Source organism: Paracoccus seriniphilus, assembly GCF_028553745.1.
GTDB classification, from domain to species: Bacteria; Pseudomonadota; Alphaproteobacteria; order Rhodobacterales; family Rhodobacteraceae; genus Paracoccus; species Paracoccus seriniphilus.
On sequence record NZ_CP067129.1, the window covers coordinates 1,255,400 to 1,270,048 of the forward strand.

At 62.0% G+C, this 14,649-nt stretch carries 17 protein-coding genes; 8 read left to right on the top strand and 9 right to left on the bottom strand.

Annotated features, from left to right (window positions below):
- Position 1: 1 nt before the first annotated feature.
- The 5 genes from JHW44_RS06155 to JHW44_RS06175 form a co-directional block, all read right to left on the bottom strand.
- On the bottom strand, positions 2-826 hold the full coding sequence (locus JHW44_RS06155) for a CHAD domain-containing protein (RefSeq protein ID WP_272850307.1): 825 nt from the start codon (positions 824-826) through the stop codon (positions 2-4).
- A 155-nt stretch (positions 827-981) separates the two neighbouring features.
- Complete coding sequence (locus JHW44_RS06160; RefSeq protein ID WP_245846787.1) at positions 982-1,218, bottom strand: ribbon-helix-helix domain-containing protein; 237 nt, start codon at positions 1,216-1,218, stop codon at positions 982-984.
- Positions 1,219-1,228: 10 nt separating this feature from the next.
- Positions 1,229-1,408: a DUF4169 family protein gene (locus JHW44_RS06165; protein ID WP_089342937.1), complete on the bottom strand. Its 180-nt coding sequence runs from the start codon at positions 1,406-1,408 to the stop codon at positions 1,229-1,231.
- Between the two features lie 242 nt (positions 1,409-1,650).
- On the bottom strand, positions 1,651-3,045 hold the full coding sequence (fumC, locus tag JHW44_RS06170; RefSeq protein WP_089342935.1) for a class II fumarate hydratase: 1,395 nt from the start codon (positions 3,043-3,045) through the stop codon (positions 1,651-1,653).
- Positions 3,046-3,195: 150 nt separating this feature from the next.
- On the bottom strand, positions 3,196-3,684 hold the full coding sequence (locus tag JHW44_RS06175; RefSeq protein ID WP_245846785.1) for an SspB family protein: 489 nt from the start codon (positions 3,682-3,684) through the stop codon (positions 3,196-3,198).
- Between the two features lie 165 nt (positions 3,685-3,849).
- On the opposite strand from JHW44_RS06175, the gene JHW44_RS06180 reads away from it, so the two are divergent.
- Positions 3,850-4,701 carry a hypothetical protein gene (locus JHW44_RS06180; RefSeq protein ID WP_089342934.1) on the top strand — a complete coding sequence of 284 codons (852 nt, stop codon included), beginning with the start codon at positions 3,850-3,852 and terminating at the stop codon, positions 4,699-4,701.
- A 9-nt stretch (positions 4,702-4,710) separates the two neighbouring features.
- Here JHW44_RS06180 and tpiA read toward each other — a convergent pair whose 3' ends face one another.
- From tpiA to JHW44_RS06195, 3 genes are all read right to left on the bottom strand, one after another.
- A complete protein-coding gene (tpiA, locus tag JHW44_RS06185; protein ID WP_089342933.1) occupies positions 4,711-5,460 on the bottom strand; it encodes a triose-phosphate isomerase in 750 nt (249 codons plus the stop codon).
- Between the two features lie 88 nt (positions 5,461-5,548).
- On the bottom strand, positions 5,549-5,929 hold the full coding sequence (locus tag JHW44_RS06190; protein ID WP_089342932.1) for a HesB/IscA family protein: 381 nt from the start codon (positions 5,927-5,929) through the stop codon (positions 5,549-5,551).
- A gap of 121 nt (positions 5,930-6,050) precedes the next feature.
- Complete coding sequence (locus JHW44_RS06195; RefSeq protein WP_089342931.1) at positions 6,051-6,407, bottom strand: SUF system Fe-S cluster assembly protein; 357 nt, start codon at positions 6,405-6,407, stop codon at positions 6,051-6,053.
- Between the two features lie 127 nt (positions 6,408-6,534).
- Between JHW44_RS06195 and tgt the strand changes: the two genes are divergently transcribed.
- Together tgt and rnd are read left to right on the top strand one after the other, a co-directional pair.
- A complete protein-coding gene (tgt, locus tag JHW44_RS06200; protein WP_089342930.1) occupies positions 6,535-7,665 on the top strand; it encodes a tRNA guanosine(34) transglycosylase Tgt in 1,131 nt (376 codons plus the stop codon).
- Between the two features lie 117 nt (positions 7,666-7,782).
- Complete coding sequence (gene rnd, locus JHW44_RS06205; RefSeq protein ID WP_089343267.1) at positions 7,783-8,952, top strand: ribonuclease D; 1,170 nt, start codon at positions 7,783-7,785, stop codon at positions 8,950-8,952.
- 44 nt (positions 8,953-8,996) lie between these two features.
- Here rnd and JHW44_RS06210 read toward each other — a convergent pair whose 3' ends face one another.
- A complete protein-coding gene (locus tag JHW44_RS06210) occupies positions 8,997-9,662 on the bottom strand; it encodes a PAS domain-containing protein (protein WP_089342929.1) in 666 nt (221 codons plus the stop codon).
- Between the two features lie 339 nt (positions 9,663-10,001).
- Here JHW44_RS06210 and gmk point away from each other — a divergent pair, with 339 nt between their 5' ends.
- From gmk to gorA, 5 genes are all read left to right on the top strand, one after another.
- Entirely contained in the window at positions 10,002-10,634 is a 633-nt protein-coding gene (gmk, locus tag JHW44_RS06215) for a guanylate kinase (RefSeq protein ID WP_179217640.1), read from the top strand.
- The gene (locus JHW44_RS06220; RefSeq protein ID WP_089342927.1) at positions 10,631-11,170 is read left to right on the top strand and encodes a gamma carbonic anhydrase family protein; all 540 of its coding nucleotides are present in this window, start codon (positions 10,631-10,633) and stop codon (positions 11,168-11,170) included. The genes gmk and JHW44_RS06220 overlap by 4 nt, the downstream gene beginning before the upstream one ends.
- Complete coding sequence (locus JHW44_RS06225; protein WP_245846783.1) at positions 11,167-12,276, top strand: sensor histidine kinase; 1,110 nt, start codon at positions 11,167-11,169, stop codon at positions 12,274-12,276. Before JHW44_RS06220 ends, JHW44_RS06225 begins: the two co-directional genes overlap by 4 nt.
- A gap of 105 nt (positions 12,277-12,381) precedes the next feature.
- Positions 12,382-13,146, top strand: coding sequence for a ribose-5-phosphate isomerase RpiA (gene rpiA, locus JHW44_RS06230; RefSeq protein WP_089342926.1), 765 nt, complete (start codon positions 12,382-12,384; stop codon positions 13,144-13,146).
- Positions 13,143-14,522, top strand: a complete 1,380-nt coding sequence (gene gorA / locus JHW44_RS06235; protein ID WP_089342925.1) for a glutathione-disulfide reductase — start codon at positions 13,143-13,145, stop codon at positions 14,520-14,522. Before rpiA ends, gorA begins: the two co-directional genes overlap by 4 nt.
- The last annotated feature ends 127 nt before the right edge of the window (positions 14,523-14,649 follow it).

Sequence of the window (14,649 nt, forward strand, 5' to 3'; positions counted from 1 at the left end):
ATCAGGCCCCCTTGGTCGGTCGTGGTGGAATATCGCACCACCAGGCTGGTTCGCTACTCAGTTTCCGCCAGGCCTTGTTGGCGGCCTTGCGGGCCTTGGCCTCGGTTCTTTCGGCATCTGCGGGCAATCGGATCTCTTCGTCCTGCCCGGATTTTTCGCGCATGACGGCAAGGTCGTTCACGATCCCCAGTGCATCCTGCATCTGCGACAGGCGCTTGGGCATCTTGCCGGATGCATCAGGAAACAGCGGCGCGAAGTAATCCACCAGATAGCGCATGTCCTTGGCGCGCTTGCGAAACTGATGCAGCCCATCGGGTGAAAGCGTGTCAAGGTCGCCGCCAAAGGCCAAGAGTTCGGTCCAGGCCAGTTGCAGCGCACGGGCAGCGATGATTGTCACGGGCGCGCGCGCCAATCTCTGACGACGCGCGCCGCGCAGCACCTTCACGGAATCATGCAGGATCGCGTCGATCTGTGCCTTCAGGGACAGGTCCGTGCTGTCGCGGAATGCCTGGCGCAGCTGCGCACGCAGTTCGGCTGCTGCCTGCCGGGCCTGATCCGCGCCATCCTGCCCCGAAACGGCCTCGGCATGGACATCGGCATCGCGCAACGGACCAAGTTCGCGAAATTTCTTCGCCAGAAGGTCGTTGATGGCAGAAGTCGATTCCCCTGTCAGCATGCCGTCGAATCCCCGCAGCAACGAGCGCATCCGGCGCAGCGCGACGCGGGCCTGATGGACATGTTCGGGATCGTCACTTTGCAAGATGAAATTGCGCCGCGCCTCGTAGATGATGGCCCCTTCGCGCAGCAGACGGCGCAGCGAATCCATCGCACTCGCCGCGGCTTTGATCCCTGTTGATCCGGTGGTTTGCCGGGACTTGGACTTTCTGGACATCGGCGGTGTCTCCTTGGCTTTGGCTGCAAGCAAGAGATTCAGTCAACTCTGCCGATGCTCGCATGTCGGGGCGGGGCGCGATAGGCGATTCATTCCGGACGATCCCGGTCATCCCCTGTCTGGACCATCTCCAGCACGAAAAGCCGCAGTGCGGTGGCAAGGCCGATCTCGGGTGGCCTTGCGTGGTCAATTCGGCTGATCAGCGTCGCGCGGGTGATGTCGCGACGGCTGGCCTCGCGGCTCAATGCCTTCCAGAAGGCGTCCTCGAGGGAAACCGAGGTCCGGTGTCCGTCGATGGTCACCGAACGCTTCAGCGGTGGTGTCATGGGGGGCAGGTCAATCGTCATCGCGACGATGGGCAGCCAGATTGCGTTCGGAACGTTCGGCTTCGGCCTTGCGAATAGTGCGAAGGGATTTGGTCTCGCCGAATTTGACGGCATTGCCATCGGCCGTCTTGCGCCGCGCGGCGCGTTCGCGCTGTTTGCGGGCCTGTCGCAGATTGATGATCTTGGTCACGTATGTCCTCCGATAGTGACATCATCCGTCCGGTTTGCCGAGGTGATCGGCAGGGCGATTATATCGCGAAGCCGAGATTTTCACATCAGGCGCCAGCATATTGCGCGGCCGGGGTGGAAGACCGGCGGTGATCTGCCGAATGCCGCTTGCAGATCCGGTCCTTGGCCGGGGCAGGGGTGGATATCGAAAGGGCGCGATGGTTCTCACCACCGCGCCCATCGCCCTGTTCCTGCAGTGCGGAATCAGCCCTTGGGACCGATCATGTCCTCGGGGCGCACGATCCGGTCGAAGGTTTCGCCATCGACAAAGCCCAGTGCAATGGCTTCCTCGCGCAGCGTCGTGCCGTTCTTGTGGGCGGTCTTGGCAACCTTGGTGGCATTGTCATAGCCGATGGTCGGTGCCAGTGCCGTGACCAGCATCAGCGATTCCTTCATCAGCTTGTCGATGCGGGTGATATTGGCCTGCGTCCCGGCAACCATGTTGTCGGTAAAGCTGCTGGCAGCATCGCCCAGAAGCTGCATCGACTGGATGACATTATAGGACATCATCGGGTTGTAGACGTTCAGTTCGAAGTGCCCCTGCGATCCGGCAAAGCCGATGGCCGCATCATTGCCCATGACATGGGCGCAGACCATGGTCAGTGCCTCGGCCTGGGTCGGGTTGACCTTGCCCGGCATGATCGAGCTGCCCGGTTCATTTTCCGGCAGGATCAGCTCGCCCAGACCCGAGCGCGGGCCCGAGCCCAGCAGGCGGATGTCATTGGCGATCTTGAACAGCGATCCGGCCACGGTTTTCAGCGCACCCGAGAAGAAGACCATGGCATCATGGGCGGCCAGGGCCTCGAATTTGTTCGGCGCGGTGACGAAGGGCAGGCCGGTGATATTGGCAATTTCGGCCGCGATGGCGGTGTCCCAGCCCTTCTTGGTGTTCAGGCCCGTGCCGACGGCGGTGCCGCCCTGCGCCAGTTCATAGATGTCCTTGAGGGCCAGCTTGACCCGTTCGATTCCCTTGGCGACCTGATGGGCATATCCGCTGAATTCCTGGCCCAGGGTCAGCGGCGTCGCATCCTGCGTATGGGTGCGGCCGATCTTGATGATATCCTTGAATTCTTCAGACTTCGCCAGCAGGGCGCCATGCAGCTTTTCCAGGCCGGGCAGCAGGACATCGCGCGCCATCATCGCGATGCCGATATGCATGGCGGTCGGGAAGGTGTCGTTCGAGGACTGACCCATGTTGCAGTGGTCATTGGGATGAACGGGTTTCTTCGAGCCCAGTTCGCCGCCCAGGATTTCAATCGCGCGGTTCGATACGACTTCATTCGCGTTCATGTTCGACTGCGTGCCCGAGCCGGTTTGCCAGACGACCAGCGGGAAATTGTCGTCGAACTTGCCTTCAAAGACTTCGGTCGCAGCCTGTTCGATGGCCTTGCCGATCGAGGGGTCCAGATCGCCGTTGGCCATGTTGACGCGCGCGGCCGCCAGCTTGATGGCGCCAAGGGCGCGGATGATCGCGACCGGCTGGCGCTCCCATCCGATGGGGAAATTGATGATCGAGCGTTGGGTCTGGGCGCCCCAATACTTGCTGGAATCGACTTCTAGAGGTCCGAAGCTGTCGGTCTCGGTGCGGGTCGTGGTCATCTGGAAAGGCTCCCTCGAGGTTTCGCGCCAATATCTAGCCCCCGGAAAGCGGATTCGCAAATCGTATGCAACGGTATGCTGATATCGACATTGAAAATGGCGACCGCATGGGGTCGCCACGTTCACAGGTTTCACCGGATCGGTGTTGTTCTACTTGCGCCAGCGATCCAGCTGGACGACTTCGCCACCGCCATCGGGTCCATCGCCGGGGTCATCACCTTCGTCCTCGACATCCAGCGCGAATTCGGCGTCGACCTCTTCATCCTCGTCTGCCTCATCATCCTCGGGCGATTCGAAGCGCAGACCGAATTCGACCGAAGGGTCGACGAAGGTCCGCAGGGCGTCGAAGGGGATTCGCATCGGTTCCGGCGAGTTGCCGAAATTCAGCGTGATCGAGAATCCGTCATCATCGACGGTCAGATTGTCGAACCAGTGCTGGATGACGATGGTCATTTCCTCGGGATAGCGTTCGCGCAGCCAATCGGCCATCTCGACGCCTTCGTCCCGCGTGTCGAAGGTGATGAAGAAATGATGTTCGCCGGGCAGCCCGTCTGTCGCGATGCTGCGCAGGACATTCGCAATCAGGCCCTGCATGGCCCGATGCATCATTCCGCCATAATCGATTTCCGAGCTCGTCATGCTCACATCCTTCGTTATTGAAGGCCAGCATAGGGGGCTGGCAAAGGATGTGAAAGGGGGGCATTCGATTGTCGGGCCACTCTGTCTGGGGCGGGGCAGTGTTCCGGCAGGGCGTTTTGCCATATGCTTGGGCAGAGAGACAGGATTTGACATGGGGCGGTGCAGATGACGACAGATTCCTTGACGCGACGCCATGTCATGGCCGTGATTGCAGCAGGCTGTGCCTTGCCTCTTTGCAGCGCCGCCTGGGCAGGGGAATCGCTGCGCGCGGTGCTGCGGCCTGACGCCACCATCGCGTTCAGCGGTCATTCGATGATTGCCGCGATCTTTCCCGACGACGATCACGCCTATAATGCCGGTGTCGATTTTCCGACGCTGTGGTCTGGACCGACCCATTTCGATTTCATCGGCTGGTCCTCGAATGCCAAGCGCTGGCGGGCCCATGGCTATGCGCGAAGCGGCAGCTATGACCGGCTGGTTCTGACGGAAATGGGGGATATGGAGCGCGGGCTGCCCGATCCTGCCTCGCCTCAGGGGCGGCACAACCTGCAATATCTTTACTGGTTCGCGATGACCGCAATTGCCAAGGGCGCGGAACCGGTCCTGTTCATGCCCTGGTCGCCGCGCCAGCCGGATCTGGACGCGCAAGCCATGTCGGTGCTGCATTACGAGCGGCAATGGCTGGAACAGCATACCGGCCATCCGATCTGGGTAATCCCAGCCGGTCTGTTCGCGCGAGCCGCGCGCGAACATTACGACAACGACGATGCGCTGTTTGTCGATGCGGTGCATTGGCGACCCGACAGCGCCGTGCCGACGGGACTGGCCTATCTGACCTATCAGTTCTTTGCCCAACGGCGGGTTCCGCGCGTCACGCTGTTTCCCGAGATGGAGGAACTGGCCTGGCAGGTCTTGCAGGACTATCGATGGGCAGGCTTTGGCGGCACCGAAGCGGTGCCGGCCTTGCAGATCGAGGATCCGCTGCCCGAGCCAGCGGCCTTGCCGGCCGAAGGCTAGGCCGCCCGATCAGGCGGCGGCTTCCAGTGCCGCGATGATTGCGCCGAAGTCCGCGGCTTTCAGGCTGGCTCCGCCGACCAGAGCGCCGTCCACATTGGCAATCGCGAACATCTCGGCTGCATTCGAGGGTTTGACGCTGCCGCCATACAGCAGGCTCATCCCCGAGGCATCGCTGACCGAGGCGGCCAGTTTCTCGCGCATGAAGGCGTGAACCTCGGCAATCTGATCGGTGGTCGGCGTGCGGCCCGTGCCGATGGCCCAGACCGGTTCATAGGCGATGACGCAATTGGAGGCGTTGGCACCTTCGGGCAGGGATCCTGCCAGTTGACGACCGATCACATCCAGCGTCTGGCCGCTGTCACGTTCGGCCTCGGTTTCGCCGACGCAGACCACCGCGATCAATCCGGCGGCAATTGCCGCAGAGACCTTTTGCGCTACATCGGAATCGCTTTCGCCGTGATCTGCGCGTCGTTCCGAATGGCCCAGAATGACATATGTCGCGCCGGCATCCTTCAGTTGCGCGGCGGAGATGTCACCGGTATGCGCCCCCGAGGGTCTGGCGTGGCAATCCTGTCCCCCCACGGCGATGCGGTTTTCACCGATGCGGGCCTTCATGGCATGAATCAGGGTGGCGGGGGGACAGATCAATACATCGCAGGATGGCGCGCCATGGGCGTCGCACAGGATGTCGATCTCTGCCAATGCAGCCAGATCGCCATTCATTTTCCAATTGCCTGCGGCCAGTTTACGCGGTGCCATATCTTCGCCTCCTTCGCTTTGTCATTGGCTTAGGAGGTCAGCCGCCGGGACGCAATAACCCAAGGGCAGGAAAGCCCGTGCAGGCGCGTCAGCCAGGCTGATCCGCGGTCCGGCTGCCCTCGATGGGTTCGAAGCGCACGGATTCCCCACAGCCGCAACTGTCGGTGACATTGGGGTTGCGGAACTTGAAGCCCGATTCCAGCAGATCGGTCTGATAATCGATCTCGGTCCCGAACAGGAACATTTGCGCCATGGGGGCGATCATCACCCGCGCCTCGCCCTGTTCGATGACCTCTTCATTGGCATCGGGGGTTTCGGCCAGTTCCATGGTATATTCCATGCCGGCGCAGCCGCCCTTTTTCAGGCCGATCCGCAGGCCATAGGCATTCTTGCCGGACATCAGCCGCGCGATCTGCCGCTCGGCAGCCGGAGTGATGGTGACGGGGGAAGAACCCGGAATGGCAAACATGACTGAAACCTTGCTTTATACCCTGACATCAACATAGGCATCGCTGCCCGTCGGCTCAAGGCCCGCCAGAGAGGCCGCTGCCGGGCAGGGCCGACCTGACACCTGCCCTGTCACGGGAAATTTACATGAATCCCAGTTCAAGCCGGGCTTCGTCGGACATCATGTCCATGCCCCATTGCGGCTGGAAGGTCATTTCGACATCGACCTGTTTGACGCCGGGCAGGGGTTCGACGGCATCTGCCACCCATCCGGGCATCTCGCCCGCGACCGGGCAACCGGGCGCGGTCAGCGTCATGATGATGCGAACCTCGTTTTCGGCATTGATCTCGATGGTGTAGATCAACCCCAGGTCATAGATATTGACCGGAATTTCGGGGTCATAGACCGTCTTGCAGGCGTCCACGACCTGCTCATACAGAGGGTGCTCGGTTGTCGAGGGCGCGATCAGCGGCGCGCCTTCCATCATCGGCTGGGTCATGTCGTCATCCTGTGAATTCTGAGCATTTATATAGGGCACCATGCGGGCTGGGTCCAGAGCGGCCAACAGATTGCAGCGACGGTGCGAAATGGCTAAACACGGGCGGTTCACCTGACAGGCAGCAAGAATGACCGATCGTTTCCAGTTTACGCTTCACGCCACGGACGGCCCGGCCCGCACCGGCACCATCCGAACCCCGCGCGGTGAGATCCGCACACCGGCCTTCATGCCCGTGGGCACGGCGGCGACGGTCAAGGCGATGATGCCGGAATCGGTGCGTGAAACCGGCGCCGATATCCTGCTGGGCAACACCTATCACTTGATGCTGCGGCCGGGTGCCGAGCGGGTCGCCCGTCTGGGTGGTCTGCATAAATTCATGAATTGGGAACGTCCAATTCTGACCGACTCGGGTGGGTTTCAGGTCATGAGTCTGGCCGGCCTGCGCAAGCTGACCGAAGAGGGCGTCACCTTCGCAAGCCATATTGATGGCAGCAAACATGTCCTGACGCCCGAACGCAGCATGGAAATCCAGCGGCTGCTGGGGTCGGATATCGTCATGGCCTTTGATGAATGTCCCGCGCTACCCGCGACGCCGGAAGAAGTCGCCAATTCGATGCGCCTGTCAATGCGGTGGGCGCAGCGTTCGCGCGATGCCTTTGGCGATCGTCCGGGCCATGCGTTGTTCGGGATCATGCAGGGCGGTGTGACGCGTGAACTGCGCGAGGAATCCGCCAAAGCGCTGACCGGGATCGGCTTTGATGGCTATGCCATTGGCGGGCTGGCCGTGGGCGAGGGGCAGGAAGCAATGTTCGGCGTGCTGGATTATGCGCCCGGCTTCCTGCCGCAGGACAAGCCGCGATACCTTATGGGCGTGGGCAAGCCGGATGATATCGTCGGGGCCGTGCAACGCGGCGTGGACATGATGGACTGTGTGCTGCCGTCGCGCTCGGGGCGGACGGGGCAGGCCTGGACGCGCCGCGGGCAGGTCAATATCAAGAATGCTCGCCATCAGGACGATCCGCGCCCGCTGGACGAAAATTGCAGCTGCCCCGCCTGCCGCAATTACAGCCGCGCCTATCTGCATCATGTCTTCAAATCGGGCGAGATGATCTCTGGCATGCTGCTGACATGGCACAATCTGCAATATTATCAGGATCTGATGCAGGGATTGCGCGACGCGATTTCCAGCGCGACGCTGGATGATTTCGTCGCCGGGTTCCATGCTGCCCGTGCGCAGGGGGACATCGCGCCACTTTGATCCGGACAGGGAAGGCCGGGTGAGGGCGGGGGTTTTCATTCGAGAATCGGCAGCGTATTGCTGCGGAATTGGCGGACGACCCGCCCAAGATCCAGAAAGAGCCTGATGAGCCAAGATATTGTCACGATCACCCGGACCGAGGAACTGGCGCGTTTTTGCGAAGTTGCGAAAACACAGCCCTATGTCACGGTTGATACCGAATTCCTGCGCGAACGCACCTATTGGTCGAAGCTGTGCCTGATCCAGATGGCATTGCCGCCCTCGGCACCGGTCGGAGAAAAATCCGGCGAGGCCGTGCTGGTCGATCCGCTGGCCAGCGGCTTGTCGCTGGAGCCGCTGTATGACCTGTTTCGCCACAAGGGCACCGTCAAGGTGTTCCATGCCGCGCGGCAGGATCTCGAGATCTTCTTTCACGACGCACAACTGTTCCCCGAACCGCTGTTTGATACCCAGGTCGCGGCGATGGTCTGCGGCTTTGGCGAACAGGTCGGCTATGAAACGCTGGTGCGCAAGATCGCCAAGGCCAATCTCGACAAGTCCTCGCGCTTCACGGATTGGTCGCGCCGGCCCTTGTCGGATGCACAGAAATCCTATGCGCTGGCGGATGTGACCCATCTGCGCGGCATCTATGAGTTTCTGGACGAGAAGTTGAAGGCCAACGGGCGCGAATCCTGGCTGGCCGAGGAGATTGCGGTTCTGGAAAACCCGGAAACCTATATCACCCGACCTGAGGAGGCCTGGCTGAAGGTCCGCACGCGCACGAATTCGCCACGTTTCCTGGCCATTCTGCGTGAACTGGCAACCTTTCGCGAGTCCTATGCGCAAGAGCGCGATGTCCCCCGCTCGCGGGTCTACAAGGACGATGCCATGATCGAACTGGCCTCGACCAAGCCGTCGAATGAGGCCGAACTGGGGCGTTCGCGTCTGTTGCTGCGTGAGGCCCGCAAGGGCGATATCGCGGCCGGAATCCTGGCTGCCATCAAGGCGGGCCTGGAAACCAAGGATCTGCCCCGCCCCAAAAACGATCCGCAGGGCAAACCCGGAAATGCCGCGCTGTCGGATCTGTTGCGGGTTCTGCTGAAAGCCAAGGCCGAGGCAGCAGGGGTTGCCCCCAAGCTGATCGCCTCATCTGCCGATCTGGACGCCATTGCGACCGGTGAGCGCGATCTGCCCGCGCTGAAGGGATGGCGCGCCGAGGTCTTTGGCAATGATGCCCTGCGGCTGGCAGAAGGCGAGATTGCCCTGTCGGCGCGGAATGGATCGGTCCATGTGGTGCCGACGGCCTGATCGACAGGCCGATCTTGACGGCGGGTGGCCCGATGGGTCAGCCGCTAGCCGCCATCCGTCGAAATGATCCGAAAGGCTGCCCGGCGTTGTTCCGGCGAGGCATTCTGCAGGTCGCGGATGTCCGCCGGTCGCGCGCTGGTCTGCATGGGTGCCCCTGTAGCGCTGTCGGGGCGCCGGAACTCGCGTTGCGTTTCCGCAAGTTCGTATGATGAGGGCGAGGGGCGCAAGGTCTTTCCGCCCGCGATGATCGGACGCACGCGGTCTTCGATCAGATCGAAACGGCGGGGGCCGATGCCGATCTCTCCTTCAGAGATCAGGCATCCCAATGCGCGGGTGATATCACCCAGATCCGAGCGTAGCGGCAGCAGCAGCATATGGCCACGCAGGGCGGGTCGGGCATATTCGCCGGGGGCGTCAAGGGTCAGCTCGGCGATCTGGGGGGCCTTGAAGACGCTTTCCAGTACATCGGCGAATCTGCCCCGCGAAGGCGGTTTCAGGAAAGAGACGGCGGGCATGCCGCGCACTTCCATCCCCATGAGGTCGATCAGATGCTGCCCGGCCAGACGGAAACGCGCCGCGCCCGGCGCAATGCGTTCCAGAATGAAGGCATAGTCCAGAACGCGGCGGATTCCCGACGGTTCGATATCGGAACGTGCCGGGACTGCTCGGCCCTGACGCAGGCTGTGCCAATATTCGCGCAGTTCCAGCATGAGGCGCTGAGGATGGCTGCGGTCAAATTCGGCAAGCCTCAGTACCTGACCCGACGCGGATGTCGGTCGTGCGCACGATTGTTGCTTGTCCCTGCTGTTGCTGTCGGACACGACTTCGAACCTCTTGACCACTGAACAGAATGAAAGCCGCGCCGGCTTCGTGCAAGCTCACGATACAAAACCGGGGGCGCAGTTCCCAGACGTTTCCTAACGAATGGTTAAAGAATAGGCAATGTAGAGGGTGTAGTTCAGCTATCGCAAGTATCGGTGGGGCTTGACCGTTCGCGGCGACTGGTCCATCCCCACGCGGGAATCTGGATGGCAGGAGACGATATGCACATGGACCGGACCGGGCTGCTGATTATTCTGTCATCGCCTTCGGGGGCCGGAAAATCGACCTTGGCGCGGCGTTTGATGGAATGGGATCCGACCCTGCGCTTCTCGATTTCGGCCACCACCCGTCCTCCGCGGCCGGGCGAAGAGGACGGGCGCGACTATTATTTCACCACACCCGAAAAATTCCGCGCGCTGGTTGCCGATGACCAGATGCTGGAACATGCCGAGGTTTTCGGGAATCTGTATGGCAGCCCGCGCGGACCGGTCGAGGTTGCCATGCGCGACGGTCGTGACACGCTGTTCGACGTGGACTGGCAGGGCGGACAGCAGATCCGGGCGTCGGCGCTTGGCGGGCATGTGGTATCGATCTTCGTGCTGCCTCCTTCGCTGCCGGAACTGGAACGCCGGCTGCGCAGCCGCGGGCAGGACAGCGATGAGGTGATCGCCGGCAGGATGCAGAAAAGCCGCTCGGAAATCAGCCATTGGGCCGAATATGATTACGTTCTGGTCAATGACGATCTGGATGAGACCGAGGCGCGCCTGCGTGCCATCCTGACCGCCGAGCGCCTGCGTCGTGACCGTCAGGGCGGGCTGGGAGCCTTTGTCAAACAGTTGATGGAAGAGGGCGAGGCATGATCTGGGAGCTTGACGGAATTTCGCCCGAACTGGCCCCGGATGTCTGGGTCGCTCCTGATGCGCAGGTGATGGGCCGGGTCGTCGCCGAGGCGGGTGCCTCGATCTGGTGGGGCGCGGTCCTGCGCGGAGACAATGAAGAGATCCGCATCGGGGCGGGCAGCAATGTGCAGGATCTATGCGTGCTGCACAGCGACCCGGGCTTTCCCCTGACCATCGGGCCCGATTGCACCATCGGGCATCGCGCCATCCTGCACGGATGCGAGATCGGGCGCGGCGCGCTGATCGGCATGGGGGCGACGATCCTGAACGGTGCGATCATCGGTGAGGGCGCGCTGATCGGTGAGGGCGCGCTGATCGGGGCCGGGGCACTGGTGGCCGAAGGCAAGGAAATCCCCGCAGGCGCGCTGGTCATGGGGGCACCGGGAAAGGTCGTGCGGATGCTGGACGACAAGGCGCGCGCGGGCCTGCTGGCTTCGGCAGGGCGCTATCGCGAGAACGCGACACGCTTTCGCAAGGGGCTGAGACCTCTGACATGAAACGCGGGGCCGAACGCATGATCGAAGGGTTTCTGGACGGCGTTCCGCTGGCCATGCTGGCCGTCGATCATCATGCCCGGATCATCGGTGCCAATGCCGCGGCGCGGAGCCTGTTTGGCGAGGATCTGCTTGATCGGCCCTTTGTCACCGTGCTGCGTCATCCGGCTGTCGTCGAGGCAGTTGACTGGGTGATCGACCCGACACGCAATCCCGCCCCCACGCCCGAGCCGACCCTGGGTACCCCGGCCGAGGGGGTGGCAAATCTGCGCGCGAACATTCGCGCCGATGGTCGCAATCTCTTTGCCGAGATGACTGTTTCCCCCTTGCCCGACATTCTTGGCCAAGGCGCGATGATTGCCATTGTTGATCAGTCAGAGATCGAGGAATCGGAACAGGTCCGCCGCGATTTCGTGGCCAATGTCAGCCACGAGTTGAAAACCCCTTTGACGGCGATGATGGGATTCATCGAAACCCTGCGCGGCCCCGCCCGCGATGATGCCAGGGCGCGGGATCGCTTTCTGGATATCATGGAGCGCGAGGCGGGCCGGATGAACCGACTGGTCAGCGACCTTCTGTCACTCAGTCGCGTGCAGGCCGATGAAAGACGCCGCCCGTCCTCGGAGGTTGATCTGCCGATGATGCTGCGTGGCGTGCTTGTGACATTGGGGCAGGCCATCGAAAGCGCCGGGATCACTCTGGAGACATCGGGGCTGGAGGGCGCACAGCGCATTCCCGGAGACCCCGATCAACTGGTGCAGGTGTTCCAGAACCTGATCGAGAATGCCGTGAAATATGGGGGCGGCGGCCAGTATCTGGGTGTCACCCTGCGGCGCATAAATTACGAACCGACCCTGCGCGGGCCGGCATGGGCGATCGATGTCAGCGACAAGGGCGAAGGGATTGACGAGATCCATCTGCCGCGCCTGACCGAGCGGTTTTATCGCGTGGATACGCATAGATCGCGCGAACAGGGTGGCACCGGCCTGGGGCTGGCCATCGTCAAGCATATCGTCAATCGCCATCGCGGGCGTCTGAAGATTGTCAGCCACAAGGGGCAGGGCAGCCAGTTCACGGTGATCCTGCCGGAAAGCCACAATCGCGCATGAGCCCTGTCAGCGGGACGGTCTGTCGCTTCAATTGCCCGCTGCCTCTCGCCCTTATGTCCTGCATCACCTATATGTAAACCGATCCAGATCCAGAGGAATCCGACGATGTCCCAATCAACGCAAACCGATCCGGCCAAGCTTGCAGCTTCACGCGCGGCGGTGGCCCTTGTCCAGGACGGCATGAAGCTGGGTCTTGGGACCGGCTCGACCGCCAGCATCATGGTCGAGGTGCTGGCCGAACGGGTGCGCAATGAAGACCTGTCGCTGCGGATGGCGGCCACGTCCAGAGCCACGGCCGAACTGGCAGAGAGCCTTGGGCTGAAGATCGAGAGTCTTGACGAACTGGGCTGGCTGGACATGACCATCGACGGGGCCGACGAGGTGGATCCCGACCTGCATCTGATCAAGGGCGGCGGCGGCGCGCATCTGCGCGAAAAGGTCGTGGCAGCCGCCAGCGATCGTATGGTCGTGATCGCCGATCCGGGCAAGGTCGTCGATCAGTTGGGGGCTTTCCCGCTGCCGGTCGAAGTGCTGCAATTCGGGTTCGAATCCAGCCGCAAGCTGATCCGGCGGGCGCTGCACAAGCTTGATCTGGGCGATCATGATGTTCTGCAACGTCTGCGCGGCAGCGAGCCCTGGGTTACGGATGAAGGCAATTTCATCCTCGATCTGCCACTGGGCGCGATTGCCGAGCCGCTGCGCCTTGCCCGGGCGCTGTCGGCCATTCCCGGCGTGGTTGAACACGGGCTGTTCCTGGGCATGTGTGACCTTGCAATCATTGGAAAAAGCGACGGTTCGGTGATCGAACTGAACCGGGATGCGGATATTGATGCCGATCTGCTGGCAAATGAAGGAGTTGGCGCAGTATGAATTTCGATTACGATCTATTTGTCATCGGCGGTGGTTCGGGCGGTGTGCGCGCTGCGCGGATCGCGGCGGGTGAACATGGCGCCAAGGTCGGTCTGGCCGAGGAAAGCCGGATGGGCGGAACCTGCGTGATCCGCGGCTGCGTGCCCAAGAAGCTGATGATCTTTGCTTCGACCGCGACGATGATGGCCGACGAGATGCGCGGCTATGGCTGGTGCGATGCCGATGCCCATCACTTTGACTGGACGATGTTCCGCGCCAAGCTGGACAGCGAGCTGAAGCGTCTGGAAATGGCCTATACCACCAATGCCGAACGCGCGGGGGTCGAAATCCATCATCAGCGCGCGAAACTGGCCGATCACCACACCGTTGAACTGGCCGATGGCACCCGCTTCACCGCCAAGCACATCCTGATTGCCGTGGGCGGTCGCCCCGCCAGGATCGGAATCCCGGGCGAGGAACTGGGCCTGGTGTCCGATGACCTGTTCCTGCTGGACAAATTGCCTCACCGTGCCTTGCTGATCGGTGGCGGCTTCATCGCCTGCGAATTCGCGACCATCCTTAACGGGCTGGGCGTTCAGACCGTGCAGGCCTATCGCGGCGATGCGGTCCTGCGCGGCTTTGATCTGGAAGCCCGTGAAATGGCGACCCAGCAGTTGAGCGATATCGGCGTGGACCTGCGTCTGGGCTTGTCGCCCACCCGGCTGGACAAGACGGATGGCGGAGTGGCCGTTTCCTTCGACGATGGCAGCAACGAAGAATTTGACGCAGTGTTCTTTGCGACGGGTCGCGATCCCTATACCGGTGATCTGGGACTGGAAAACACCGAAGTGCGGCTGAAGAAAAACGGCGCGATCGAGGTGGACGAATGGTCGCAGACCTCGGTGCCCTCGATTTTCGCGGTGGGCGATGTGACCGACCGCGTCAATCTGACCCCGGTTGCGATCCGAGAAGGCCATGCCTTCGCAGATACTGTCTTTGGCAATAACGCCCGCAAGGTCAGTCACGATATCGTGGCCAGCGCCGTCTATCTGCGCCCGGCCGAACTGGGCACGGTGGGCCTGACCGAAGAACAGGCCCGCGAGCGTGGTCCGGTTGACGTCTACAGCGCCGTGTTCCGGCCAATGCGCTCGATGTTTGCCGGGGCCAATACCCGCTCGCTGATGAAGCTGCTGGTCGATCCGGAGACCGACAAGGTGCTGGGATGTCACATCTTTGGCCCCGAAGCCGGAGAGATGATCCAGTTGGCGGCGATCCCGATCACGATGGGGGCGACCAAGGCCGATTTCGACGCCACGATGGCCGTTCACCCGACCGCCGCGGAAGAACTGGTGACCATGCGTCATCCAAGTCGGCGGCATCCGCAGGGCGACGAGTGAGACGAAAGCCGGGCGCGGCCCTGTGACACAGGGCCGTTAGCGCTGCATTCCGGTGGTCAGGGTTGACATTTGTTCCTCCGACCCCAGTTTGCAACAAACGGAATTGGCAGGGAAAGAAGGTCGAACG